Source organism: Actinomycetota bacterium (assembly GCA_040754375.1).
Taxonomy (GTDB): Bacteria; Actinomycetota; Acidimicrobiia; order Acidimicrobiales; family AC-14; genus JBFMCT01.
This window is the reverse complement of sequence record JBFMCT010000007.1, coordinates 55,382-79,333: the sequence shown is the minus strand read 5'-3', so window position 1 is coordinate 79,333 and position 23,952 is coordinate 55,382. Positions and strand designations below refer to the sequence as shown.

The 23,952-nt window shown below is 72.8% G+C and carries 27 protein-coding genes and 1 other RNA gene; 14 read left to right on the top strand and 14 right to left on the bottom strand.

All coding sequences use genetic code 11. The features are described from left to right. Positions 1-7: 7 nt before the first annotated feature. Entirely contained in the window at positions 8-283 is a 276-nt protein-coding gene (locus AB1673_05100; protein ID MEW6153356.1) for a ubiquitin-like small modifier protein 1, read from the bottom strand. 11 nt (positions 284-294) lie between these two features. Then, positions 295-714 carry a M67 family metallopeptidase gene (locus tag AB1673_05095; protein ID MEW6153355.1) on the bottom strand — a complete coding sequence of 140 codons (420 nt, stop codon included), beginning with the start codon at positions 712-714 and terminating at the stop codon, positions 295-297. Between the two features lie 27 nt (positions 715-741). Between AB1673_05095 and smpB the strand changes: the two genes are divergently transcribed. Together smpB and ssrA are read left to right on the top strand one after the other, a co-directional pair. Then, complete coding sequence (gene smpB / locus AB1673_05090; protein MEW6153354.1) at positions 742-1,272, top strand: SsrA-binding protein SmpB; 531 nt, start codon at positions 742-744, stop codon at positions 1,270-1,272. Positions 1,273-1,289: 17 nt separating this feature from the next. After that, positions 1,290-1,649, top strand: a transfer-messenger RNA (tmRNA) gene (gene ssrA / locus AB1673_05085). A gap of 56 nt (positions 1,650-1,705) precedes the next feature. Here ssrA and AB1673_05080 read toward each other — a convergent pair. Continuing rightward, positions 1,706-2,278 carry a DUF998 domain-containing protein gene (locus tag AB1673_05080; protein ID MEW6153353.1) on the bottom strand — a complete coding sequence of 191 codons (573 nt, stop codon included), beginning with the start codon at positions 2,276-2,278 and terminating at the stop codon, positions 1,706-1,708. 63 nt (positions 2,279-2,341) lie between these two features. Here AB1673_05080 and AB1673_05075 point away from each other — a divergent pair, with 63 nt between their 5' ends. The 3 genes from AB1673_05075 (at position 2,342) to AB1673_05065 (ending at position 3,329) form a co-directional block, all read left to right on the top strand. Next, positions 2,342-2,581, top strand: coding sequence for a CopG family transcriptional regulator (locus tag AB1673_05075; GenBank protein MEW6153352.1), 240 nt, complete (start codon positions 2,342-2,344; stop codon positions 2,579-2,581). Continuing rightward, a complete protein-coding gene (locus AB1673_05070) occupies positions 2,578-3,018 on the top strand; it encodes a TA system VapC family ribonuclease toxin (protein MEW6153351.1) in 441 nt (146 codons plus the stop codon). The genes AB1673_05075 and AB1673_05070 overlap by 4 nt, the downstream gene beginning before the upstream one ends. Positions 3,019-3,101: 83 nt before the next feature. Then, positions 3,102-3,329 carry a hypothetical protein gene (locus AB1673_05065; protein ID MEW6153350.1) on the top strand — a complete coding sequence of 76 codons (228 nt, stop codon included), beginning with the start codon at positions 3,102-3,104 and terminating at the stop codon, positions 3,327-3,329. Positions 3,330-3,359: 30 nt separating this feature from the next. On the opposite strand, the gene AB1673_05060 is transcribed toward AB1673_05065, so the two are convergent. From AB1673_05060 to AB1673_05050, 3 genes are all read right to left on the bottom strand, one after another. Beyond that, positions 3,360-3,716 carry a nitroreductase family deazaflavin-dependent oxidoreductase gene (locus AB1673_05060; protein ID MEW6153349.1) on the bottom strand — a complete coding sequence of 119 codons (357 nt, stop codon included), beginning with the start codon at positions 3,714-3,716 and terminating at the stop codon, positions 3,360-3,362. Between the two features lie 133 nt (positions 3,717-3,849). Next, on the bottom strand, positions 3,850-4,587 hold the full coding sequence (locus AB1673_05055) for an SDR family NAD(P)-dependent oxidoreductase (protein MEW6153348.1): 738 nt from the start codon (positions 4,585-4,587) through the stop codon (positions 3,850-3,852). 104 nt (positions 4,588-4,691) lie between these two features. Then, positions 4,692-5,600 (bottom strand): LysR family transcriptional regulator, encoded by a 909-nt coding sequence (locus AB1673_05050; protein MEW6153347.1) that lies wholly within the window; start codon positions 5,598-5,600, stop codon positions 4,692-4,694. Positions 5,601-5,874: 274 nt separating this feature from the next. Here AB1673_05050 and AB1673_05045 point away from each other — a divergent pair, with 274 nt between their 5' ends. Beyond that, positions 5,875-7,632 (top strand): hypothetical protein, encoded by a 1,758-nt coding sequence (locus AB1673_05045; protein ID MEW6153346.1) that lies wholly within the window; start codon positions 5,875-5,877, stop codon positions 7,630-7,632. A gap of 91 nt (positions 7,633-7,723) precedes the next feature. On the opposite strand, the gene AB1673_05040 is transcribed toward AB1673_05045, so the two are convergent. From AB1673_05040 to AB1673_05010, 7 genes are all read right to left on the bottom strand, one after another. Beyond that, a complete protein-coding gene (locus AB1673_05040; GenBank protein ID MEW6153345.1) occupies positions 7,724-9,490 on the bottom strand; it encodes a hypothetical protein in 1,767 nt (588 codons plus the stop codon). Between the two features lie 147 nt (positions 9,491-9,637). Next, a complete protein-coding gene (locus tag AB1673_05035; GenBank protein ID MEW6153344.1) occupies positions 9,638-10,468 on the bottom strand; it encodes an ABC transporter substrate-binding protein in 831 nt (276 codons plus the stop codon). An 83-nt stretch (positions 10,469-10,551) separates the two neighbouring features. Continuing rightward, positions 10,552-11,100, bottom strand: coding sequence for a hypothetical protein (locus AB1673_05030; protein MEW6153343.1), 549 nt, complete (start codon positions 11,098-11,100; stop codon positions 10,552-10,554). A 169-nt stretch (positions 11,101-11,269) separates the two neighbouring features. Continuing rightward, positions 11,270-12,445, bottom strand: coding sequence for a homogentisate 1,2-dioxygenase (locus AB1673_05025; GenBank protein ID MEW6153342.1), 1,176 nt, complete (start codon positions 12,443-12,445; stop codon positions 11,270-11,272). A 3-nt stretch (positions 12,446-12,448) separates the two neighbouring features. Beyond that, a complete protein-coding gene (locus tag AB1673_05020) occupies positions 12,449-13,630 on the bottom strand; it encodes a fumarylacetoacetate hydrolase family protein (protein MEW6153341.1) in 1,182 nt (393 codons plus the stop codon). A gap of 10 nt (positions 13,631-13,640) precedes the next feature. After that, positions 13,641-14,783, bottom strand: a complete 1,143-nt coding sequence (gene hppD, locus AB1673_05015; protein MEW6153340.1) for a 4-hydroxyphenylpyruvate dioxygenase — start codon at positions 14,781-14,783, stop codon at positions 13,641-13,643. Then, on the bottom strand, positions 14,783-15,673 hold the full coding sequence (locus tag AB1673_05010; protein ID MEW6153339.1) for a phenylalanine 4-monooxygenase: 891 nt from the start codon (positions 15,671-15,673) through the stop codon (positions 14,783-14,785). Before AB1673_05010 ends, hppD begins: the two co-directional genes overlap by 1 nt. A gap of 82 nt (positions 15,674-15,755) precedes the next feature. Between AB1673_05010 and AB1673_05005 the strand changes: the two genes are divergently transcribed. Together AB1673_05005 and AB1673_05000 are read left to right on the top strand one after the other, a co-directional pair. Further along, positions 15,756-16,214, top strand: a complete 459-nt coding sequence (locus AB1673_05005; protein ID MEW6153338.1) for an Lrp/AsnC family transcriptional regulator — start codon at positions 15,756-15,758, stop codon at positions 16,212-16,214. Next, entirely contained in the window at positions 16,211-18,157 is a 1,947-nt protein-coding gene (locus AB1673_05000) for an acetoacetate--CoA ligase (GenBank protein ID MEW6153337.1), read from the top strand. Before AB1673_05005 ends, AB1673_05000 begins: the two co-directional genes overlap by 4 nt. Here AB1673_05000 and AB1673_04995 read toward each other — a convergent pair. After that, complete coding sequence (locus AB1673_04995; protein MEW6153336.1) at positions 18,150-19,316, bottom strand: MarP family serine protease; 1,167 nt, start codon at positions 19,314-19,316, stop codon at positions 18,150-18,152. The two genes, AB1673_05000 and AB1673_04995, sit on opposite strands and share 8 nt — an antisense overlap. 172 nt (positions 19,317-19,488) lie before the next feature. Between AB1673_04995 and eno the strand changes: the two genes are divergently transcribed. From eno to AB1673_04965, 6 genes are read left to right on the top strand one after another with little or no spacing between them, the layout of a single operon-like run. Next, a complete protein-coding gene (gene eno, locus AB1673_04990) occupies positions 19,489-20,775 on the top strand; it encodes a phosphopyruvate hydratase (GenBank protein MEW6153335.1) in 1,287 nt (428 codons plus the stop codon). Then, positions 20,772-21,146, top strand: coding sequence for a septum formation initiator family protein (locus AB1673_04985; protein ID MEW6153334.1), 375 nt, complete (start codon positions 20,772-20,774; stop codon positions 21,144-21,146). Before eno ends, AB1673_04985 begins: the two co-directional genes overlap by 4 nt. A gap of 28 nt (positions 21,147-21,174) precedes the next feature. Continuing rightward, on the top strand, positions 21,175-21,915 hold the full coding sequence (locus AB1673_04980; GenBank protein ID MEW6153333.1) for a DUF72 domain-containing protein: 741 nt from the start codon (positions 21,175-21,177) through the stop codon (positions 21,913-21,915). Continuing rightward, positions 21,912-22,367 carry a DUF501 domain-containing protein gene (locus AB1673_04975; protein ID MEW6153332.1) on the top strand — a complete coding sequence of 152 codons (456 nt, stop codon included), beginning with the start codon at positions 21,912-21,914 and terminating at the stop codon, positions 22,365-22,367. The genes AB1673_04980 and AB1673_04975 overlap by 4 nt, the downstream gene beginning before the upstream one ends. Further along, a complete protein-coding gene (locus AB1673_04970) occupies positions 22,364-23,332 on the top strand; it encodes a Ppx/GppA phosphatase family protein (GenBank protein MEW6153331.1) in 969 nt (322 codons plus the stop codon). The genes AB1673_04975 and AB1673_04970 overlap by 4 nt, the downstream gene beginning before the upstream one ends. Next, on the top strand, positions 23,332-23,952 hold the full coding sequence (locus tag AB1673_04965; protein MEW6153330.1) for a GNAT family protein: 621 nt from the start codon (positions 23,332-23,334) through the stop codon (positions 23,950-23,952). The genes AB1673_04970 and AB1673_04965 overlap by 1 nt, the downstream gene beginning before the upstream one ends.

Genomic DNA, 23,952 nt, shown 5'->3' with positions numbered 1-23,952 from the left:
AGGCTCGCTAGCCGCCGGCCACGGCCGGCAGCACCGAGATCACGTCGGAGTCGCCCACCGGGGTGGCGAGTTTGTCGAGGTAGCGGACGTCTTCGTCGTTGCGGTAGACGTTGACGAAGCGGTGCAGCTTGCCGTCATCGGCCACGAGGTGGCCGGCCAGGAGCGGGAACTGGCGGACGGCGTCCTCGAACACCTCCCCCACGGTGGAACCGTTGGCCGTGAACGACGACTGGCCGCCGGCGTACTGGCGCAGGACGGTGGGAAGGCGGACTTCGGCTGCCATGGCGCCCGATCCTACCGGCCGTCGACCGTCACCGGCTCCTCGGTGATCTCCCCGTCGACGATCCGGAACGAGCGCACGACCGGCTCGGGGTGGCGCAGCGAGACGATCACGTAGTGCCAGGCCGGGTCGGGGGCCTGGGCCACGTCGGTGGGCGAGGGCCAGGCGTCGGTGTGGGTGTGGGAGTGGTAGACGCCGCAGATGCGTAGGCCCCGGCCCTCGGCGTCGCGGTCGGCCCGCAGGTGGTCGAGGGGGTGAACCTCGTAGACCCGGGCCGAGGCGGCCGCGTTGCGGCACGGGTAGACGGCCGTCACCCGGTCCGAGGCGGCGCCCGCGGCGCCCGTTGCGGCCAGCAGCCCGCACGCTTCCTCGGGCAGGCCGTCGAGGGCGTGGGCCACGATGGCCAGGTAGTCCGTGTAATCGAGCGTGAGCATGGGGGGGCCGAGGGTACCGTCGTTGCCATGGCCAAGGGTCGAACGTCGCCGCCGCCGTCCACGGCCCACAAGCCCGTGAAGGTCGTGGCCAAGAACCGCCGTGCCCGCCACGACTACGAGGTGCTGGAGACGGTCGAGGCCGGGATCGCCCTGGTCGGCACCGAGGTCAAGTCACTGAGAGAGGGCCTGATCCAGCTCAAGGACTCCTACGCCCGGCCCGAGGGCGGCGAGCTGTGGCTGGTGGGCGTGCACGTCTCGCCCTACGCCCAGGCCGACGGGTTCGGCGGCCACGAGCCCGAGCGGCGCCGCAAGCTGCTCCTGCACCACCAGGAGATCGAGGAGCTGACCGAGCGGGTGAAGCTCGAGTCGCTGACCCTCGTGCCCCTGTCGGTCTACTTCAAAGACGGGCGGGCCAAGGTCGAGCTGGCCTTAGCCCGGGGCCGCCGCCGCCACGACAAGCGCAACGCCATCGCCACCCGAGACGCCAACCGGGAGGCCGAACGAGCCCTGCGCTCGCGCAACCGGGAAGGGCCGGTCGCCCGGGGGCGTTTACACTGACCACAGACATCTAACACGGGGGTGCATGGTTTCGACTTCGGTCGTCGAGGTGGGAGAAGCGAGCCGTGGTCTCCGGAGCCACGTTAAAGAGCCGGAACAAAAATACAAACGCCGACAACCAGCCGGCACTTCTCGCGGCCTAAACAACCGTGAGACGTTCGACCGGGCCCAGCCCTGCGGTCCGGCCCCGAACGTCATCTAGCAGGGCTTACCCGGTGAGCGACGTCAGCGAGCTCCGCCGGGGACACTTCAGTTGACTGGGGCAGTCGCCCGGCGCCGGTGACGTGCGACCGCCCGAGACCCATCCACCGGCTGCGCTCGGAGAAGACCCATCAAGGCTCTGAAGGACGAGGGTTCGATTCCCTCCACCTCCACCAACCAACCAACCAACCAACCAACCAACCAACCAACCAAACCAACTCACCCACTTCATTCATTCATTCGGGGTGCGCGAGCGGGCCAATCGCAGGGCGACGAACACCACCCAGGCGTGGACGATCGTGAGACCGGCCCGTTGCAGGGCCCCAGGGGCCACGGTCCCGATCACGGACGCCAGCAGGCAAGCAAGCCCAGCAATGCCGACCGCCATCGACAGTCGGACAGGCACCGGTAGGCGCGCCCCGCGGGCGGCCAGCATGGGCACGGCGGCAAGGCTGGCGTAGCCGGCGACGGCGAGGACGCCGTGAAGGTCGTCGACTGCCGCGGTCCAGCCAAGGGGTGTGGCGGCCACCCCGATGGTGGCCAACCCGGTGACCATGGCCGCCGACGCCGCCCACCGGCCCCCGGCCGACTGCCTGACGGCAGCCGCGAACATGAGCATCCCGGTCCCCAGGACCACCAGCGCAGCGCTCACAGGCGCCCGGGTCGAGGCTCCCACCGCCGCCAGCCGGCTGATGGCTTCGTCGGCCTGGGAGTAGCCGTCCTCGACCGTGCCCGCCACCATCCAGGCGAAGACGAAGACCGTCGGGCCGACGACCCCACCCCATGCCCACCTGCTCTCAGCCATGCCGGCCGATCATCGCCGACTGCGGCAGCCACAGCGCCCGAGCACATGGGTATGCTGATATGCATGCGCACGACCATCAATCTGCCTGACGCTCTGGCCGAGGCCGCCAAGGCCAAGGCAGCGGCCGAGGGTAGGACCTTCACCAGCGTCGTCGAAGAGGGTCTCAGGACCGTGCTCGCGGCCCAGCCGGCACACGACCCGATCGTGCTTCCGGCATATGGCCGCCCGGGCGGGAGGGTGCTCGTCGACGTCGCCGACCGGGACTCGCTGTGGGCCGCCCTTGAAGGCGACGACCCTCGTTGATCGTCCTGCCCGACGTGAACGTGCTCGTCTACGCCTTCAGGCGGGAGCACGCGCTCCACGAGAGCTACGCCGCGTGGCTGGCCGACCTCCTGGGCGGAGCGGACGAGGTCGGCCTCTCCGAGGGCACGCTGACCGGCTTTCTCCGGATCGTCACCAGCCCCCGCATCTACGAAAGCCCCGCACCCACCCCGGTGGCGATGGCTTTCGTCGACGCCGTACGTGCTTCGCACCGGCGTCGCTGGGTCACGGTGACCGACGCCGTTTGGGCTGCCTTCTCGAAGTTGGCAGGGCCTGATCAGCAGGTCAGGGGCAATCTCGTGCCCGATGCATGGCTCGCCGCCCTCGCTCTGGCCAACGGGTGCCGGGTGGCCACCGCCGACCGCGGCTTCGCTCGCTTCGACGGCCTCGACTGGTTCGACCCGGCACGCCCCGCTTGAAGCCGGTGGCGGGCGTGGAGGGCCTTTGGATCGCCAGCGGCCTTGCGCACGGCCAGGGCCGGCCATGGGCGTACGATCACATCGTGAGCGACCAGCCTGCCGACGACCCCGGCGACCAACCGTCACCCGAGCCCACGCCCCCGGTAGAGGCGGTGCCGGCGGCGGTGACCACGGCCCCGCGGGCGAAGACCTTCCGGCGCACGATGTTGTCGACGGGGTTCAGCGACGTGCCGGGCAAGACGTGTGCCGTCTGCGGGTTCGAGGGCTTCCGCTGGCAGGCGGCCTGCCCCAACGGGCACCCTCTGGGCTGAAGGCCCAGCCCGGCGCAGGCGCTCGGCGGGTCATGGGTCGAGGTCGAAGGCGATGGCGTGGGCGCTGGTGCCCCAGTGCTCGAGGTCCGAGGAGCCCGGGGACTGGTACTTGGCCAGGAGCAGGCGGCGGGCCAGGACGTCCTCGTCGGAACCGGGCTCCAGGGCCCGGGCCTCGGCCCGGTGCTCCACGGCACCGATCCGGACGGTGCAGGAGGGCCGGCGCCCCAGGTTGGCGACGGTATCGGAGCGGGGCGAGGTGAGGACGTAGAGCACCGGCGCCGCCGGTGAGGCCGCGAACCAGATCTCGATCGTATGGGCCCTGCCGGTGCGCCGGCCCGTGCTGGTGACGTAGCAGAACGCATCGGCCGCGCCCTCGACCGGGGTCACCGCCGGCTCCCGCCCTCGGGTTGGCAAGCCACGCCCAGAGCGTCGCCGGTGGCCGCCCGGGCCGCAAGTGGCCCCGTCCCCGGCGAGGTCACGAGGTCTTCGGAACCAGACACGACCCCCCGAGCCGGTCGGGCTACCGGGCCCGGGCCGCTCCCAGGTCGCGCAGGTCGACGACCGCTCCGTTGTCGAGACCGGCGTCCAGCAGGGCCCAGATGTCGCGGGCCACCGCCTCGGCCGGGGTGAGCTTGCCGGCGGCGTGCAGGTCGACGAACTTCTGGCGGGACGGGAACTGGTCCTCGGTCGTCGATCGCAGCTGGGCCTGCATGCCGGTGTCGACGGTCCCAGGGGCTACCGAGACCACTCGGACCCCGCCCCGGACGTCCTGCTCGGCCCCGGCGTTGCGCACCCACTGGTCGACGGCCGCCTTGCCGGCCCCGTAGGAGGTCCATCCCGGGTAGACGCTCCTGGCCGCCCCCGAGGTGATCATCACCAGGTGGCGGTCGGCCGTCACCGGTCCGGCGGCCGCCAGGAAGAGCTGGCCCAGCACCTGGGGGGCGGCGCTGTTGAGCACTACGTTGGCCCGGTAGGCCGCGGGGTCGACGTCGGCTGCGAAACCGATGGGCTCCAGGGTGCCGGCGGCGTGCACGAACACGACCCGCTCGCCCACGAACGATGCCAGCTCCCGGCGGAACGACTCGCCCACGGCCGTCCACGACGCCGGGTCGGACAGGTCGGCCCCGAGGTGCTCGGTGCCCTCGGCCGGTCGGCGGTTGATACCGATGATCCGGGCTCGTTCCCAAGGGACGCTACCGACGAGCGCCCGGCCGATCCCGCTCGAGGCCCCCGATATCCAGATCAGCGCGTTGGTCATGCCCCACGCTTAGCCCATCTCGGGCCGGGCGATCACCTCGGCCGGCCGCGAGCGATCCCGGCCGAGCACACCCAGGACCGGCCGTCGACCGGATTGGTTCAGGACTAGCCGGGTTGGGAGGCCAGCCGGGCGCTGGCCGTCTTCAGGTGGCGGGCCAGGAGCTCGAGGTGGGGCGAGGCGGTCACCGACGGCAGCCACACGGCTTCGAAGCGCAGCATGGCCGCCTGGCCGTTGCCCAGCAGCAGCGGCCGGCCCAACCCCGGGTCGCTCAGCTTCGATTGCGGCAGCAGGGCCGAGCCGACGCCCATGGCGGCCCACTCCTCCAGCACCTGGAAGCTCACCGACTGGCCGGGGTAAGGCTCGAGGGCGAGCCGGGCGGCCCGGAAGAGCTGGCGGGTGCGGATGGTCAGCCCGCAGCCGTCGTGGACGAGCAGGAACGTGTCGCGGGCGACGTCCCGCAGGCGCACCGGTTCGTGGCTGGCCCCGGGGCCGGAGACCTTCCCGCTGGGCAGGTAGACGAGGCGGTCCTCGTAGAGCCGGGCCCGTTCCAAGGCGGTGCCCCGGATCTCGTTGGGCCCGAGCTGGAAGTCGAACAGGCCTTCCTCCAGCGCCACCCGGGGGCTGATGCCTTTGAGCTGCTCCAATACGACCTGGACGTTACGGTTGGCCTCCCGGTAGGGCGCCAGCACTTGCTCCAGCCGTCGCCCGTCGACCAGGGGGCACACGCCCAGGCGGGCCACCTTGAGGTCGGGGTCGATGCAGCCCTCGGCGGTCCGCCGCAACTCGGCCTCGGCTTCCAGCAGCTTGCCGATGACGGGCAGCATGCACCGCCCGAAAGGGGTCAGCGCCACCGACCTGGTGGTCCGGACGAACAGCCTCTGGCCCAGCTCCTTCTCGAGCATGGCTATGCCAGAAGACAGGGTGGACTGCGTCACGTAGCAGCGCCGGGCGGCGGCCGTGAAGGTGCCCGCGTCGGCCACCGCCTGGGCAAAACGGAGCTGGTTGAGGTTCATCGAGGCGGTCCCACTTGCACGTCGCTGGCATTCCAGTGCCGGCTAACAATGCCGGCCTCCCATCTTGCGCCCGCCGACGGCCGTTCCGCCAGCGAGCCCATCGAGAGAAGCGATCAGTCAGATCGACATAACGAATGACTCGATCACGACCGTCGTATTGCATTCAACACCTTGGAGACCGAGACTTCAGGGCGCGGCTTGGCAGGACCTCCTTCTGCAGTGGCGGGGGCGCTGGGTTCGCACGCAGTGTCATCCAAGGGGGAGAAAAACGCACATGAGAAAGTCGCATCGGGCCGCCACCGCCCTGGTTTCCGGGGGTCTGGCTCTGGCCCTGCTTCAGGGGGTGGCACCGGCCGCCGAGCCGCCGGTCTTCACCCAACCGGTCCAGACCACCAAGGCCGACCTCGACCCGGGCCGCCTCTACTCGAGCCCGTCGTTCGCCATCGACCCGTCCAACCCCAAGCGCATGGTGGCCGGCTTCGCCGACCTGCGCACCCGGCGGTGCGGCGTGGTACGGACCACCGACGGTGGCAACACCTGGACCAGGCCGGACGCATCACCGGGCACGGCCGACTACCCGTTCTGCTCGCAGAGCCAGGGCGGGGTCATCCAGGCCCCGATGGCCTTCGGCGGCGGCAACACCGTCTACATGGCCGTCAACGGCTGGGGCGCCGAGGAAGCGGCCCGGGCCGGCGGCGCCGTCATGGTGGCCCGCTCCACCGACCTGGGCGACAGTTGGGAGACGGTCGTCGTCCGCACGTCGCGCGGCAAGACGGGTGAGGACGCCGAGAACCTGAGGCCCATCCAGAGCATCGCCGTCGACCGCAAGAACGGCACCAACGACGTCGTCTACATCATGTTCGCCATGACGCGACCGGGCCTCACGGGCGCCAACGCCGTGCCCGCCCAGCCCATGGTGGCCGTGTCCCGCGACGGTGGGCGTACGTTCGACGGCGGCAACAGCCTCGTGGGCGACCTGTTCGAGAGCCAGGCCATACGTGACCAGGCCCGTTCGGCGGCGACCACGACCACCTTGGCTCCCAACGCCACGACCACGTCGACGACCACGCCGCCGGCCGGTTCACGGGCCGCCACTCCCGACCAGGCCGCCAACTTCGGCTCGGCCGGCAGCCGCAACGGCATGATCGTGCGGGTCGACGGCCGGGGCAACGCGTACGCCACCTGGCCCACGGGCGCCGCTCACCAGAACCCCAACCCCCCGGGCGGCCTGGCCCTCTCCAAGTCGACCGACGGCGGCCAGACGTGGACGACCCAACTCGCCATCCCCTTCAGCTACGAGAACGCCACCGGCGGCCCGGCCGGGTCCTACCCGCAGATGGGCGTCACCCGTGAGGGCAGCATCCACATCGTCTACAACCGCAACCCCACCCCCGAGCTCGTCGGCCACAGCGAGGTGTACCACCGGGCCTCCTACGACGGCGGCGCCACGTGGACCGAAGCCCGCAACCTCACCGACGACGACCCCAGCATCTACGCCGGTCAGTACTTCCCCAACATCAACATCGCCCCCAACGGGCGCATCGACGTGGTGTGGTGGGACACGCGAGAGACGCCGGGCATGCGGTCCAACGACGTGTTCTACACGTACTCGACCGACGACGGCCGCACCTGGAGCGCCAACCAGCGGGTGACCGACCGCACGGTCGACCGCCGCCTCGGCATATGGGGGCTGAACTACGACATCGCCTCGGCCCCGGGGGTGGGCTCGGCCAACGAGTATGCCGTGTTCGGGTGGGACGACACCCGTAACTCCGACCCGGCGGTGGCCGACAACGCCTACCTGGGCGGCGGCCTCCAGGACCTGTACATCGCGGCCGCCCAGTTCGAGCCCCTCGGCGGGGGCGCGTCCAAGACGGCCAAGATCATCCTGGCCGGCACGATCGGGCTCCTGGCCGTAGGCCTGGTCCTCGTCCTCGCCTCCATGGTCACCCGCAAGTCCAGCCCGGCCCCGACCGGGGGCAAGGCGGCCAAGGCAACCGATACCAAGAAGGCCCCGGCCAAGACCAGCTGACCCTGGGCCCTGACGGCCCTGACGGCCCTGACCCCGCACACGACATTGCCCGCCGGCCTAGCCCGGCGGGCAATGTCGCGCCTGGCCCGGGTTACCGGCCGGGACGGACGAACAACTGGTCAGCCAGAACGGCCGTGCCGGCGGTGGCGGGGGCGACTGTCAGCCGCAGGGTGACCGCAGCGCGGTGGACGGCGGTCCGGGCTGAGAGGGCCCGGTAGGCGCCGTCGCTGCTGTCCACCACCACCGAGGCCGTGGCCAGCAGCGAACCAGACGAGTTGTACTGGTCGAGAGTGAGCGCGACCCGGCCAGTCACCGGGGAGGACCCGAAGCCCATCGGGGGCGTGGTGCCCGACTGGCGGACGGCCACGTGGCCACCCCAGTCCACGGCGGCCAGCGAGCGGGGCGCCACGGCCACGTCCTGGAAGACGTCCCGGGAGAGGGCGAAGTAGCAGCCGCCGTCGCTCGCCCAGTTGCCGTCCCGCCAGATGGCGAACGACGACGCCGGAGCCGAGAGGTCGGCCAGGGCCCAGGGGGCGGCTTCGACACACCGCCAGCCATCCCCGTTGGCCAGCAGGTTGAACGCCAGCTTGAACAGGTAGACACCCTGCACACGGTCGCTCGATCGCCGGTAGAACCAGGCGTAGGTCTCGCCCGAGCCGGGGTCGACGAGCATGCCCGAGTAGGACGGCGAGCAGCGCAGGCTGTAGACCTCCTCGGAGGGGTCGGGCTGCTGGGAGTAGAAGACCGGGTTCTCCCGGCCCGGCCGGGTGGGCTGGGACCAGGTCGTGGCCGCCGGGCTGGAGGCCCGCAGCAGGCCGAGGTCCATAGCCGACGCCAGCACGCACCCGCCCGGCCCGTCGGAGGCCTCGACCAGGTTGTAGTACATGCCGTCCGAGGGGCTACGGACCACAGCCCCGCCGCCGCCCCCGATCTGGCGGGAGTGCCAACCGGGGACCGGTTCGCGCCAGCCGGCGACGTCGTCGCGGTCGAAGATGGCGTCTCCCGGCAGGTTGGTCCCGGTGGCCACGAAGGTGCGGAAGTCCCGGGTCTTGACGATCGACTGGTACTGGAGGCCACCGGGGTCGACGGCGTGCAGGTCGACGAAGGCCCAGCCCGGCTCGGACGGGACCGTGAACATGCTGGGCGTGCCCGGCTGCCCTACCCGGCCCGGGCCCCCGGCCAGGCGGGAGCAGTCGTCGGCCGGCTGGTCGCAGATCTCCACGAAGGGGTTGTAGCCGCCCGGGTAGTCCCCCATGACGGGCTCGGCCGAGACCGGCACCCAGGTCCCGAGGGTCGGGTCAGGGCTGGGGTTGCGGGCCGCGCAGATGTTCCACAGCTCGCCCCACGGCCCGGGGGCAGCCGGGTCCGACCGGCACTGGAACAGGTAGAACCACTGGGCGCCGTCCCAGTGGGCGTCGCCGTCGGTGGCGTCACAGGCCCACGGTGTCCCCGGTTCGGGCGTGACCACCCGGGCCACCGGCCCCCACGTCCGGCCCCGGTCGGTCGACCGGCGCACGACCGTGCCCGACGACGGGAAGACCGAGCAGCCGGGCGGGTTGACGATCGTCCGGTAGAACCAGTACCAGGCCCCGTCAGGGCCCACGTCGATCATGGTGCCGGCCCCGAAACCGCCGTCGCCGGGCAGCAGCTCGTAGGCCTCCTTGGGGTAGAAGGCGGCCATCTCCCAGTCGGCTGTACCCGCCCAGTAGTCAGCCAGGGTGGCCGGGGCGGGGACCGTTGTCCGGGAGGGCGGGGCGGCCGACGAGGGGGCGGGGACCAGCAGGGATGTGACGAGCACGCAAGCAGTGGCGGCACCCAGCACCGTCCGCCCTGCCCGCGCCAGCGGCGAGAGTTCCATGCCCGTGCCATCGGCCCCGGGACACCGCCCGATATGGGCCCTTCGGCCCAATCGGTGCGGGAACGAGGCCCACCAAGAGCAAACCCGCGCGGGAATCGTGGGCGAAACGCCCACGATTCCCGCGCGGGTTTCGTGGGGTGGGGGGCGTCAGCCGGGTACGGGGGCGCCCACCAGTTCGGGGCGGTAGACCGAGGACGGCTCGGGCACGGTCAGGTCCCGGGCGGCACAGAGGAACTCCAGGGTCGTACGCCACTGGGCCTCGTCCATGGTCCCCACGGGTACGCCCGTGAACACCAGGTCCTCGAGGATGTCCCAGCTCTCGGGGGCGTCCTCGCGGAGGTCGTCGGTGTAGCGCTCGGACATGGCGTCGAGCCCGGCGTCGGGCTGGCGCCGCTGAGCCTCGAGGGCGGCGGCTACGGCCGCTCGCACCTGGCGCACGAGGGTGTCCGAGGCGGAATCGGCGGCCACCAGCCCGCTGCCGTACACGTCGTCGCGACCCACCCGCACGGCCCGCAGGTCGACCCCGGCCTGGCGCCGCCGCCGGGGCAGGGCGTCGACCAGGGCGACGATGGCGTCCACCTCGCCCCGGCCCAGGGCGGCCCGGGCCTCGGCCCCGTCCATCTCGACCACGACCGGGGCGGCGATGCCCCGGTAGGCCAGGGTGGCCAGAAGCTCCGAGACCTGGGGGTTGGCCGGGTCGGCGCCCAGCCGGCACCCGGCCAGGTCCTCGGGGCGGCTCCGGCCCGAGGACACCGGGACCAGCGCACCCACCGGGCTGCGCTGGACGATCATGGCGACGAAACGTGCCCCGACCTCGCCGTGGGAGTCCCGGGCCGTCAGGTAGTGCTGCACGCTGGTCAGCGCGAAGTCGGGGCCCCCCTGGCCCACCCGGACCACGTTGTCGGGGCCTCCCGACGGGTCGAGCACCTCGACGTCGAGACCGTGCTCGGCGAACAGACCGTTCACCGCTGCCGCCAGGTACGGCAGGTGGAAGCCCGGCAGTCAGTTGGGGCAGTAGAGGGTGAGGCGAACGTCTTGTCTCGACATGGCGCGATTGTGCCCTATACGTAGTCTCGGAGCAGATCGCGCAGGGACCGGGCGGCCGCGGCCACTCCGTCGTGGTCGAGGTGGTCCGCCGAGGCGCTGCCGGCCAAGGCCGTGCCCAGCTTCTGGACGTGGCGCCACACCTGAGGATGGACCCCGTAGGGCGGCAGGCTGCGGTTGACGGCGTCGACCGCGTCGAACAGCCCGGCCGCCACCCCCTGGTCCCACGGGGCCTGGCGCAGGCGGTCAGCCGCCACGAACAGGTCAGCCATGGCGGCCTGAGCCTCCTCCCCGCCGTCCACCTCCCCGCCGTCGCCGGTGCCGTCGCCGAACCGGCCGTCGCCGAACCGGTCCTCGTCGAGCCCCTCGGTGTCCCCGCCGGCGAGGAGATCCTCGATGAGCCGGTCGACGTCGCTCTCGGCCGGGGCGGGCACGGCCAGAACCAGGCCGGGCTCCCAGCGGTACAGGGCGTCGAGGTCGTGCAGGGCGGTGGTGACCAGGGCGCGGTCAGCCGCCGGCCACCCGTCAAGGGCGTAGCGCACGTCGTCGGCCGACGGTCTCAGCATGCCGGACATGGTGCGCATGGCGACCCCGCAGTCCGAACACTGCTCGCGGGTGGTGAACCAGTCGCCTCGTACATCGCTCGCCAAGGGCGCGCCGCAGCGCGGGCACAAAAGGACCATCGCGGCCTCCGCTCCGAGCCTACCTACGCCCGTGCCGTTCGCCTCCCGGGCGTCACACGGGCCGGGACCAGCTCCACGGGTAGGTGTCGTCGGCCGCTTCGAGGGCGGCCGGTCCCAACGCCAGGGGGCGGAACGTGTCGACCATCACGGCCACCTCCTCGGTGCGGTCCTGGTCGGCGGCCCGCTCCACGCTGCCCGGTTGGGGGCCGTGGACGAAGCCGCCGGGGTGGAGGGTCACCGAACCGGCGCCTATGCCCGCCCCGGCCCTGCTCATGAAGTCGCCGGCCGAGTAGAAGAGCACCTCGTCGCTGTCGACGTTGCTGTGGTGGTAGGGCACCTTGATGGCCCCGGGGTGGAAGTCGAAGGGCCGGGGGACGAACGAGCACACGACGAACCCGGGGCCCTCGAACGTCTGGTGGACGTGGGGCGGCTGGTGGATGCTGCCCACGACCGGCTCGAAGTCGTGGACCGAGAAGGCCCACGGGTAGAGACAGCCCGCCCAACCGACCACGTCGAAGGGGTGGGAGGCCATCGCGTGGCGGGTCAGCCCTCCCCGGTCGCGTACGACGACGTCGACCGGCCCCTCCCCGTGCCCGTCGGCCACCGTCGGCCCCACCGGGCCCCGGAGGTCGCGCTCGCAGTACGGCGCGGCTTCCAGGAACTGGCCGGCGGGCGACAGGTAGCGGGCCGGCGGCCGCACGTGGCCCCGGGACTCCACCACCAGAAGTTCGAGCCGGGGGCCGCCGGGCTCGAGGGCCCAGCGGTGTGTCGTGGCCCGGGGGACGACGACGTAGTCGCCGGGGCCCACCTCGAGGGTGCCGAAGACCGACTCCAACCGGGCCCGGCCGGACTGCACGTAGACCAGCTCGTCGCCTGCGGCATTCCGGTAGAGGGGGCTGTCGGCGTCGGCCGCCACCCAGCACAGGAGCAGGTCGTCGTTGCCCAGCAGCACCTGGCGGCCCGACACCGGGTCGCCCCCCACGGCCACCTTGGCCGTTACGACGTGGCGGGGCAGCAGGGGCCGGTTGGGCACCAGGTCGGGTCGGTCGTCGCCCAAGGCCTCGACGGCCACCAGAGCGGAGGGCGACGACAGGTGGTAGAGGAGCGACGACTCGCCGGCGAAGCCCTCCTCCCCCATGAGCTCCTCGAACAGCAGGCCCCCGCCCGGGCCGGGCACCCGGAGGTGGCGCTTGGGGGGCACGTCGCCGACGCTGCGGAAATAGGGCATGGTTCAGGCCTCCGTTCGTACCGAGGGCAGGGCCGCCAGGACCGTCCCGGTCACGGCCCCGAGAGACACCACCGGGCGGCCGTCTCCCCCGGCTGAAGCCCCGATGGTCACGGTGTCGCCGTCCTCCAGCCAGGCCCGGGTGGAGCCGCCCGGCAGGACCAGCGGGCGGGCCCCCGCGCCGGTGAGCTCGGCCAGGCAGCCGAGGGCCCCGGGGGACGGGCCCGAGGTGGTGCCGCACCCGAACAGGTCGCCTGTCCTGACCGCCGACCCGTTGAGGGTGGCGTGGGCCAGCAGTTCGGCCATCGTCCAGTGCAGGTCGTCGAACCGGGGCCGGCTGACGGTCACCCGCCCACCGCCGCCGGCTGCCTCCAGGGCGACGTAGAGCTCCAGCCGGTAGCCGCCCCCGGGCAGCCGCCAGGGTTCGAGGGCGTCGAGGGTGACGACCCACGGCGACATCGAGGTGGCGAACGACTTCGAGAGCAGGGGGCCCAGGGGGTGGGACTCGACACTCTGGACGTCACGGGCGCTCCAGTCGTTGAGCACGACGACCCCGGCCACGTGGTCGGCCAGCGCCTCGAAAGTGGCGGGCACCGGCCGCCCCTCCCGGTTGGGAGCGCCGACCACGAACCCGATCTCGGCCTCGAAGTCGAGGGCCCGCGTGGGCCCGGTCCCGGCGCCGCCGGCCCGCGGTCCCCAGGGACGGCGCACGGGAGTGCCCGAGACCACGACCGCTCCGGCCCGGCTGTGGTAGCCACGCGGGAAACGGTCCCACTCGGGCCCCGGTGGGGGCGACCCCGGCCGCAGCAGGGCGGCCATGTTCACGGCGTGGTGGCGCGAGGCCGTGAAGTCCACGAAGTCGCCCACGGCCACCGGCAGCAGCAGCTCGACCGAACCCATGGGCACGGTGGCGGCCGTCACCCGCTCGTCGCCCGCGTCCGCCATCTCGGCCACGACCGCCCGCACCCCCGACCACGCCCGCCGGCCGCCGGCCAGGAACCGGTTGAGCGATGGCCGGGCCAGCGCCCCCGGGGCCAGGCCCGGTACGCGGTCGAAGGCCCCGCCCTCGGCCAGCCCGGCCAGGTCGACCACGCCCCCGTCGAGGGCCGTCACGCACACCACCCGCCCACCGGGCAGGCGGGCCACGCCGTAGGGCAGGTTCTCGACACCGAAGCCGGCCTCGTTCACACCCGTGGCCTCACAGGTGGCCCCGCCGGGCCTGCTCGCGCTCGAAGGCCTCGAAGAGGGCCTTGAAGTTGCCCTGCCCGAACCCCCGGGCGCCGCCCCGCTGGATGATCTCGACGAACAGGGTGGGCCGGTCGGTGACCGTCTCGGTGAATATCTGCAGCAGCCAGCCGTCGGGCTCCTCGTCGACCAGGATGCCGAGACGTTGGAGGTCGTCCCAGGGCAGGTCGAGGTGGCCGAGGCGGTCCCGCACGTCGGCGTAGTACGAGGGCGGCGCCTCCAGGAACCGCAGGCCCCGCGCCCGCAGGGACGACACCGCGGCCACGATGTCCTCGGTCCGCAGGGCGATGTGCTGCACTCCCGGCCCGTGGTAGGTGTCGAGGTACTCCTGGACCTGGCTCTTTCGCAGCCCGTCGGCCGGCTCGTTGATGGGCAGGACGATCTCGCTGCCGTCCCACACCACCGTCGACATGAGGGCCGAGTAGCGGGTGGAGATCTGGGAGTCGTCGAAGTGGCGCAGCCGTTCGAACCCCAGCACCGAGCGGTAGAAGTCGACCCAGCGGTCGAGGTCGCCCTTGCCGACGTTGGCCACCACGTGGTCGATGCGGTCGAGGCCGACCGGGGTGCCGGCCGGCTCGGGGGGCAGGCGGTCAGTGCTGTAACCCGGCCGGTAGGGACCGTGGTAGCGGGCGCGGTCGACGAACGTGTGGCGGGTGTCGCCGTAGGTGGCGATGGAGGCCAGGCGGACGGTCCCGTGGGCGTCGGCCACGTCGTGGGGCGCGTCGATGGCCGGCGCCCCCCGCTCGGTGGCCGCCCGGAAGGCGGCGATGGCATCCGACACCGTGAAGGCCACGTCGTGCACGCCGTCGCCGTGACGGCGGACGTGGTCGCACACGGCTGACCCCGGTTCGAGGCCGGCCGTGACCACGAAGCGGATGCGCCCCTGCTCGACCACGTAGGAGGCCCGGTCGGGCCAGCCCGTCTCCGGCCCGGCGTAGGCCGTGACCCGGAAGCCGAACGACGAGCACAGGAACCCGGCCACGGCCCGGGCGTTGCCCACCCACAGCTCGACCGCGTCCCAGCCCCTCAGCAGCTCCCGGGGGGCGACCGTGCTCGGGTGGCGGACGGGGTGGGTGGGGCGGGCAGTGGCGACCATCAGGCGGCCTCCTGGTGTGTGTGGCGCCGGTAGGTCTCGTCGTCGAAGGCGGAGAAGAAGCCGGAGAGCTCGTCGAACAGGTGGGCCATGGAGCGGGCCGCGTAGAGGACCGGCTGGAAGCGGGTGATGTCGTAGGCCAGCGTGCCCATCTCGGCCAGGTCGAGGTCCCGGACGTCGGCCCCCCCGAACGCCCGGGACTCGCCCGCCGACGACAGGATGCCCGCTCCGTAGGCCTTGAGCTCACCGTCCTCCCACACCACGCCGAACTCCAGCGTGAACCAGAAGACCCGGGACAGAAAGCGCAGGGCCGGGCCCGAGCGGGTGCGGGCCACGGCCTGGCCCACCATCCGGTAGAGGGCGGCCATCTCCGGGCAGGCGAGCTGGTTGGCGTGGCCCACCACCTCGTGGACCACGTCGGGCTCGGGCGTGTAGAGGGGCACGGACGGGTGGCGTAGGTACTGGGTGGAGCAGAACGTGCCCGCCGCGAATGCCCCGTAGAAGTCCCGCAGGGGGGCCAGGCCGGCCACCGGCACGTAGGTGAACCCGGTCAGTGGCCGGAGGCGGGCGGTGACCTCGTCGAGCTGGGGCACGTGGTCGGCAGGTAGGCCCAGCTCCTCCTTGGCCTCAAGGAACGCCCGGCAGGCGTGGCGGTGGTGGAGGGGGGCGAGCTCGACGGCGATGGCCCGCCACACGCCGTGCTCGACGGCCGTGTACTGGGGCCGGGGGATGGGCCGGCCCGGGCGCCAGTCGAGGGCCAGCGCGGCCAGGGCGTTGCGCCTGGCCCGGTAGGCGGGGTCGGAGAAGCCCGGGTGGCCGGCCCCCAGCACCACTTCGACCTCCCCCTGGCCGTCCCGCACGACCGGGGCATAGAGCGGGGCGCTCTCAGCCACTTCGTAGGCCAGTGTGCGCCTCGATGCGCTGAATGTCCAGTAGTTCGCCGCAGAACGAGACAAAATGAGGCTGTGGACCTATATGGCTGATCCAAACGTCCGCCCGGGGCTCGACGCCGTCGACCGCCGCCTGGTGGAACTGTTGCGAGCCGACAGCCGGCGTTCGGTCAGCGAACTGGCGGCCGAGGCCAGCGTCTCGCGGGCCACCGCCTACCAGCGGCTGGCCCGGCTGCGGGAGTCCGGTGTGGTCCGGCGCTTCACGGTCGACGTCGACCCCCGCCGGCTCGGCCTCGACATCGCCGCCCTCGTGCTGGTGGGGGTCGAGCAGCACTCGTGGAGGCCGGTGGGCGACCGCCTGCGCCACCTACCGGGCGTCGAGTGGCTGGCCCTGACCACCGGTTCGTCGGACTACGTGCTGCTGGTGCGGGCACCCGACGTCGACCACCTGCGGGACGTGATCCTCGACGGCCTCCAGTCCATCCCCGGGGTCAAGACCACCCAGACCCTGCTGCTGCTCGACGAGCCCGCGGTGGGCCAGTGACGGCCGAGGTGCTGTGGTCGCCTTCGCCGGAGGCGGTCGAGGCTGCGGCCGTGACCGCCTTCGGGCGGGCTGCGGGCCACGACCGCTACGACGAGCTGTGGCGGTGGTCGGTGGCCCACCCCGGCGAGTTCTGGGCGCAGGTTTGGCACTGGTCGGGCGTGGTCGGCGACCCCGGGCCCGGGCCCGCCCTGGCTGATGCGGCCATGCCCGCAGCGGTGTGGTTCCCGGGGGCCACCCTCAACTACGTCGAACAGGTCTTCCGCGCGCCCGAAGACCGCCCGGCCCTGGTCTGCTGCTGGGAGGGCCAGGAGCCCGGGGACCACCCGGTCGTCACCTACGGCGAGCTGCGCGATCGGGTGGCGGCCGTGGCCCGGGGCCTGGCCGGCCTGGGCGTGGGTAGGGGTGACCGGGTGGCGGCCTACGCCCCCAACGTGGCCGAGGTCGTGGTCGCCTTCTTGGCCGTGACCAGCCTGGGGGCCGTGTGGTCGTGCTGCTCGCCCGACTTCGGTACCGCGGCCGTGCTCGACCGCTTCGCCCAGATCGGGCCGACCGTCCTGTTGGCGGCCGACGGCTACCGGTGGAAGGGCGCCGTCCACGACCGCCGCCCGGTGGTGGCCGAGCTGGCCCGTTCCCTGCCCACGCTGCGGGCCACGGTGCTGATCGACGTGGTGGGCACCGGGCCCCTGGCCGGTACGGTCCCGTTCGCCGGCCTCGGCACCGGCCTCGGCCTCGGCGGGCCCACAGCGCTGGCCACTACCCCGGTCGCCTTCGACCATCCGTTGTGGGTGCTGTACTCCTCGGGCACGACCGGGCGGCCCAAGGCCCTGGTCCACGGCCACGGCGGCATAGTGCTCGAACATCTCAAGTTCCTCTCGCTGCACGCCGGCCTGGGCCCCGACGACCGGTTCTTCTGGTTCACCTCGACGGGCTGGATGATGTGGAACATGCTGGTGGGCGCCCTGCTGGTCGGGGCGACGGCCGTGCTCTACGACGGCAGCCCCACCTGGCCTGACGCCGACGCCCTGTGGCGGCTGGCCGCCTCCACAGGGACCACGTGGTTCGGTACCAGCGCGCCGTTCGTGGAGGCGTGCATGCGGGCGGGCACCGAGCCGGCCCGGGCCGCCGACCTGTCGAAGGTGAAGGCCGTGGGCTCGACGGGCGCCCCCCTGGGGCCCGACGGCTTCCGGTGGGTCTACGACCACGTCGGCCCCGACCTGCTGCTCGCGTCCCTGAGCGGGGGGACCGACGTGTGCACCGCCTTCGTGGGCCCGTGCCCGACCCTGCCGGTGCGGGCCGGCGAGGTGCAATGCCGGTGCCTGGGCGCACCGGTGGCCGCCTTCGACGCCGCCGGCCAGCCGGTCACCGGGAAGGTCGGCGAACTGGTCCTCACGGGACCGATGCCGTCGATGCCGTTGTTCCTGTGGGGGGACACTCCCGGCGCCGACCGCTACCGGGCCAGCTACTACTCGACGTTCCCGGGGGTGTGGCGCCACGGTGACTGGGTCGAGGTCACCGCCGCGGGCGGGGTCGTGATCTCCGGCCGGTCGGACTCCACGCTCAACCGGGGCGGCGTGCGCACCGGCACGGCCGAGATCTACCGGGTGGTGGAGGCCGTCGGGGGCGTGGCCGACAGCCTGGTGGTGGACACCGGGCGGCTGTGGCTGTTCGTCGTGCCTGCCGACGGTTCCCCGGTCGTCAGCCCGAGCCTGAGAGCCGAGATCGAGGACCGGCTGCGCACCGACCTGTCCCCTCGCCACGTCCCTGACGAGGTGGTGGCCGTCACCGAGGTGCCCCGGACCCTCAACGGCAAGAAGCTGGAGGTGCCCGTGAAGCGGGTCCTGATGGGCGAACCCATCGACGCGGTCGTGACCCGGGGGGCGGTGGCCAACCCCGACGCCCTGGGCACCATCGCCGCGCTGGCCGCCGGACGCCGCGTCACCTGATGCACGGCCCCGTGGAGACGGGCGAGCGGGGCATATCGAGCACGGTCTGAAGCTCGGCGCTGCTGACGGCGTAGGCCGTGCCCGGCCGGTCGGGGGCAATGGCAAAGGCCACGCCGATCACCTCGCCGCTGGTGTTCACCAGGGCACCGCCCGAATCGCCGGGCGCCAGCCGCGAGGCGAGGACGAGCACGTCCCGGCGCACGAGCTCGTCGTCGTAGATGTTGCGCCCCACGGCGTTCATCCGGCGCTCGACCCGGGCCGGGGAGACTTCGAGCTGCACCTGGCCTCCGGGGTGGCCGAAGACGGCCCCGTCCCCGCCCACCTCGGGCTCGGCCGTGGGCAGGGCGGCCGCTCCCAGGTTGGCGACCTGGAGCACGGCCAGGTCGCGGTCGGGGTCGAAGGCGACCACTTGGGCGTCGAGGCGGCGCCCCGACGGGGTCTGCACGGTGGGGGCGGTGACCCCGGCGACCACGTGGGCGTTGGTCACCACGATCCCGGGCTCGGGGACGAACCCGCTGCCCTGGAGCACCCGCCTGCAGGCCGTGCCGCTGAGGCGGACCGTCGACTCCGCCACCCGGGCCTCGACCTCGGGGTCGAGCCCGCTGGCCTCGGGCGGCTCGCCGGTCGAGGGGGAGGGACCGAGTCCCTCGAACACCCGCGGGAAGTCGGCGTCCTGGACGAGGTTGCGCAGGGCCTGGAGGGGGCCGGGGGCCGTGGGCGCGGCCCGGTCCACGACCTGGGCCACCGACGAGTTGCGGACCTGGGACGAGACCTCGCCGGGCACCTCTGACAGGGCGGGCAGCAGGAGCCACAGCAGCACGACGGTGACCAGCCCCGCGAAGCCGGCGCCCACCGCCCGGTCGACGGCCCGGGCCGGCCCGAAGGGGATGAGGCGTCGCACCGTGACCCCGACGACCTCGCCCAGCGTCGCTCCCAGGCTGGCCAGCACGAGGAAGAGCCCGACGGTCACCATGGCTCGGAACTGGGGGTCTATGGCGTCGCCCACGGCCCGCAGAACGGTGGGGGCGACCATGACGGCGGCCGCCACCCCCAGGCCCAGCCCCACCCACGAGGCGGCGCGGGTCACGAAGCCGGCCCGGTAACCACCGACCACGGCTCCGGCCAGCACCACCAGGAAGATGGTGTCGAACAGGTTCAAGGCACCAGCATCCCAGCCTGGCCGACGGGTTCCATGGCGGTTGGTCTACCCCACATGGGCCGTGGTCCAGACCGGGAAGCGGACCGAGAGGGCCCGATCCTGGGCATCCGGGCGGTATTGTTGACATTCGCCACACCAGCAACAGGCGGCGGCCGCGAGCGGGGACAGACACTTGAGCGCCATCGAGCACGTACACGCCCGGGAGATCATCGACTCGAGGGGCAACCCCACCGTCGAGGTCGACGTCGTGCTCGAGAGCGGGGCCCGGGGCCGGGCGGCCGTCCCCTCGGGGGCCTCGACGGGCAGCCACGAGGCCTGGGAGCGCCGCGACGGCGGCGAGCGGTTCGGCGGCAAGGGAGTGCGGTCGGCGGTCGAGGCCGTGAACGGGGAGGTCCGCTCGGCCGTGGTGGGCTGGGAGGCCCTCGACCAGCGGGGCCTCGACACCCAGCTCATCGACCTCGACGGCACCGACGGGAAGCGCCGGCTGGGGGCCAACGCCGTGCTGGGCACGTCCATGGCGGTGGCCAAGGCGTCGGCCGACGAGCTCGAGCTGCCCCTCTACCGCTACCTGGGCGGGACCGACGCCCACGTCCTGCCCCTGCCCATGATGAACGTGCTCAACGGCGGGGCACACGCCTTCAACTCCATCGAGCTCCAGGAGTTCATGCTCGTGCCCGTGGGCGCGGCGTCGTTCTCCGAGGCACTGCGCTGGGGGGCCGAGACCTACCACGTGCTCAACAAGCTGCTCCAGCAGGCCGGCCTGGCCACGGCCGTGGGCGACGAAGGCGGGTTCGCCCCCGACCTGGCGTCCAACGAGGAGGCCGTGGTCTTCCTCGAACGGGCCATCGAAGCGGCCGGCTACGTGCCCGGCGAGCAGCTGGCCATCGCCATCGACTCGGCCGGCAACGAGCTGTGGAAGGACGGCCGCTACCAGCTGGAGGGCCGCTCGCTCTCCCCGGCCGACATGGTCGACTACTACGCCGGGCTGGTCGACCGGCACCCGACCATCGTGTCGATCGAGGACCCCATGGGCGAGGACGACGCCGAGGGGTGGGCGGCCATCTCCGCGGCCCTGGGCCACCGCGTGCAGCTGGTGGGCGACGACCTGTTCGTCACCAACGCCGAGCGCCTGGAACAAGGCATCCGCGACGGAGTGGCCACCGCCGTTCTCGTCAAGGTCAACCAGGTCGGCACCCTGACCGAGACCATGGCCACCGTCTCGCTGGCCACCCGGTCGGCCTACGGGGTCGTGGTCTCCCACCGCTCGGGCGAGACCGAGGACACGACCATCGCCGACCTGGCCGTGGCCACCAACTGCGGGCAGATCAAGACCGGGGCCACGGCCCGCTCCGACCGGGTGGCCAAGTACAACCAGTTGCTGCGCATCGAGGAGCAGTTGGGCGAGTCGGCCGAGTTCAGGGGCGGGGCCGTGCTGGCCCGCCGGGGCGCCGTCCGGTGAGGCGCCACCCGTGGCTCTTCGTCGCGCTGCTGGCGCTGGCCGGGGTCATGGGGCTCGGCGCCTTCCCGGCGCGCGCCTACGTCGACCAGCTCCACCAGCGCGAGGACCTGGCCCGCCAGGTCGAGGCGCTGGCCAGTGCCAACCGCCAGCTCGAGAGCGAGAAGGCCCGCCTCAGCACCGACGAGGAGATCGAGCGCCTGGCCCGCCTGCGCTACCAGCTCGTCCGCCCCGGCGAGGAGGCCTACGTGGTCCTGCCCGACGGTTCGCCACCGACCGTCCCCGATCCCCCGGTCACCGACGGCCCGGGGCCACCCTCACCGGCTCCGAGCTTCTGGGACCGGGTGTGGTCGGCCGTGACCTCGCTCTTCTGACCTCCGAAGGGGTGGGCACCTGGCAACCGTGAGGATCGGTACCAGCGGGTGGTCCTACCCGTCATGGAAGGGCACCTTCTACCCCGTACGCACTCCCCCGGCCAAGATGCTGGGCCTCTACTCCCAGACGTTCACGGCTGTGGAGGCCCACAGCACCCATCGCCAGGCGCCCCGGGGGCCCGCCCTGGCCCGATGGGCCGAGCAGGTCCCCGATGGCTTCCGCTTCGTGGCCAAGGCCCACGCCGCCATCACCCACCGGCGCGATATCGAAGGGACGGGCGAACGGGTGTCCGGCTTCCTCGACGCCCTGGGCCCGCTGGGGGACCGCATGGGCCCGGTCCTCTACGTCCTGCCCCACCTCAAGCCCGACCTGGCCCGTCTCGATCTCCTCCTGGCCGCCATCGGGGCCGGCGGCGGGCGGCCCGGCGGCGTCCTCGAACTGGGCCCGCAGTGGTGGGTCGACGACGTCCTCGACCGCCTGGCCGACGTGCCGGCCGCCGCCTTGGCCGTGGTCGACCGCGACGACCCTGGGACCGGCGGCGGCCCCGCTCTCGACCAGCCCGCCCTCCGCCGGCCCGCCCCGGGGGCGGTCGCCTACTTCCGCCTCCGGCGGGCCGCCTACGACGAGGCCGGCCTCGACCGCTGGGCCGAGAGGTTGGCCAACGAGGCCGCGGGCGGTCGCGACGTGTACGCCTTCGTCAAGCACGACGAGCACGGCGACGGCCCCCGGTACGCTCATGGGCTTGTGAGCAGGCTGGAGGGAGTGTGAGCGCGGCACCGGACCGGGCGGAGGTGGCCGCCCTCCTGGGCCGGGAACCGCAGGGAGCCTACGAGGTCGTCGTGCGCGACGGCACGGGCGCCCCGGTGGTCATCCGCAATGACCCTCTGCTCGACGACGGCACCCCGATGCCCACCCGTTACTGGCTGGTGGGCTCCGACCTGCGCAAGGCGGTGAGCGGGATCGAGGCGGCAGGCGGCGTGCGGGCCGCGGCCGACGAGGTCGACCCCGACGAGCTCGCGGGTGCCCATGCCCGCTACGCGGCCGAACGCGACGCCGCCCTGCCCACCGGCTACGCCGGTCCGCGGCCCGCAGGAGGGGTCGGGGGCACACGCAAGGGCGTGAAGTGCCTTCATGCTCACCTGGCCTGGCACTTGGCCGGGGGCGACGACCCGGTGGGCCGGTGGGTAGCCGCCCGCCTGCACCCCGAGGCCCAACCATGACCTCCCCAGGGCCCGGCGATGACCGGGGGCCGGTAGCGGCCATCGACTGTGGCACGAACTCGACGCGGCTTCTGATCGCGGGCGCCGACGGGCGGGCAATCGACCGGCGCATGACCATCACCCGACTCGGCCAGGGGGTCGACGCCGCCGGTCGGCTGGCCCCCGCGGCCGTGGCCCGCACGGTCGCCGTCCTCGAAGACTACGGCGCGGCCATGGCCGCCGCGGGCGTCACCCGGGCTCGGGTGGTGGCCACGTCGGCCGCCCGGGACGCGGCCAACTGCGACGAGCTCTTCGACGCCGCCGAGCAGGCCACCGGGTACCGGCCCGAACTTCTCACCGGGGCCGAGGAGGCCCGCCTGTCGTTCCGGGGCGCCACGGCCGAGCTCGACCCAGGGGACGGGCCGTTCCTGGTCGCCGACATCGGAGGCGGGTCCACCGAGTTCTCGGCCGGCACCGCGACCGAGCCCGAGGGCGGGGTGTCGGTCGACATCGGCTGCGTCCGGCTCACCGAGAAGTTCCTCCACCACGACCCCCCGACGCCCGTGGAGCTGAGCCAGGCCCTGTCGGTCGTGCGCGACTACCTCGACGACGTGGCCCGTGACTTGCCGGCGGCCGTCGAGGCCCGCCGCTTCGTGGGCCTGGCCGGCACCGTCACGACCGTGGCCGCCATCGAGCAGGGGCTGGCCACCTATGACCGGGCCCGCATCCACCATTTCGTGCTGACCCGCGAAGCGGTCGAGGACGTGTTCCGCACCCTGGCCACCGAGCGCCGGGCCGATCGGGTGCACAACCCCGGCCTGGAACCCGAGCGGGCCGACGTGATCGTCGGTGGCGTGCTGGTGCTGGCGGCCGTCATGCGCTACTTCGAGTTGGCCGAGTGCCTGGTCAGCGAGTCCGACATCCTCGACGGGCTGGTGGCCAGCCTGCTGGAGGTACGGACGGGCGGCCCGGCCGCCCCCGGCTGATGCCCCGGGTCGAACTGCGGGGGCGGCGAGTCGTCCTGCGGCCCCTCGTGTCCCACGATTTCGAGCAGTGGCGCGAGGTGCGGCACCGCAACGTCGACTGGCTCACCAAGTGGGAGCCTCGACCCCCGGAGGGGTTCCCCAACGAGGCCATCGACCGGACCGCCTTCGGCGCCCGCTGCGGCGCCCGGGAGCGGGAGTGGCAACTGGGCACCGGGTACGGGTTCGGGATCTTCGTCGAGGGCCGCTTCGCGGGCGAGATGAACCTCTCGGGCGTGCAACGAGGCCCGTTCCAGAACGCCTACGTGGGGTACTGGATCGACCAGGCCCGGGCCGGCAACGGTTACGTGCCCGAGGCGCTGATCGTGGCCGCCCGCTTCGCCTTCGACGAGATCGGCCTTCACCGGCTCCAGGTCGCCATCATCCCCCGCAACCACGCCAGCCGCCGCGTCGTCGAGAAGCTCGGGCTTCGCGACGAGGGCGTGGCCCTGCGCTACCTCGCCATCAACGGCGTTTGGGAGGACCACGTCCGCTACGCCATCACCGCCGAGGAGTGGCTCGAACGGCGGGCCGACCTCCTGGCCACCTGGGCACCCCCCACCTCGGCCCGCCGCCGCCCGTAG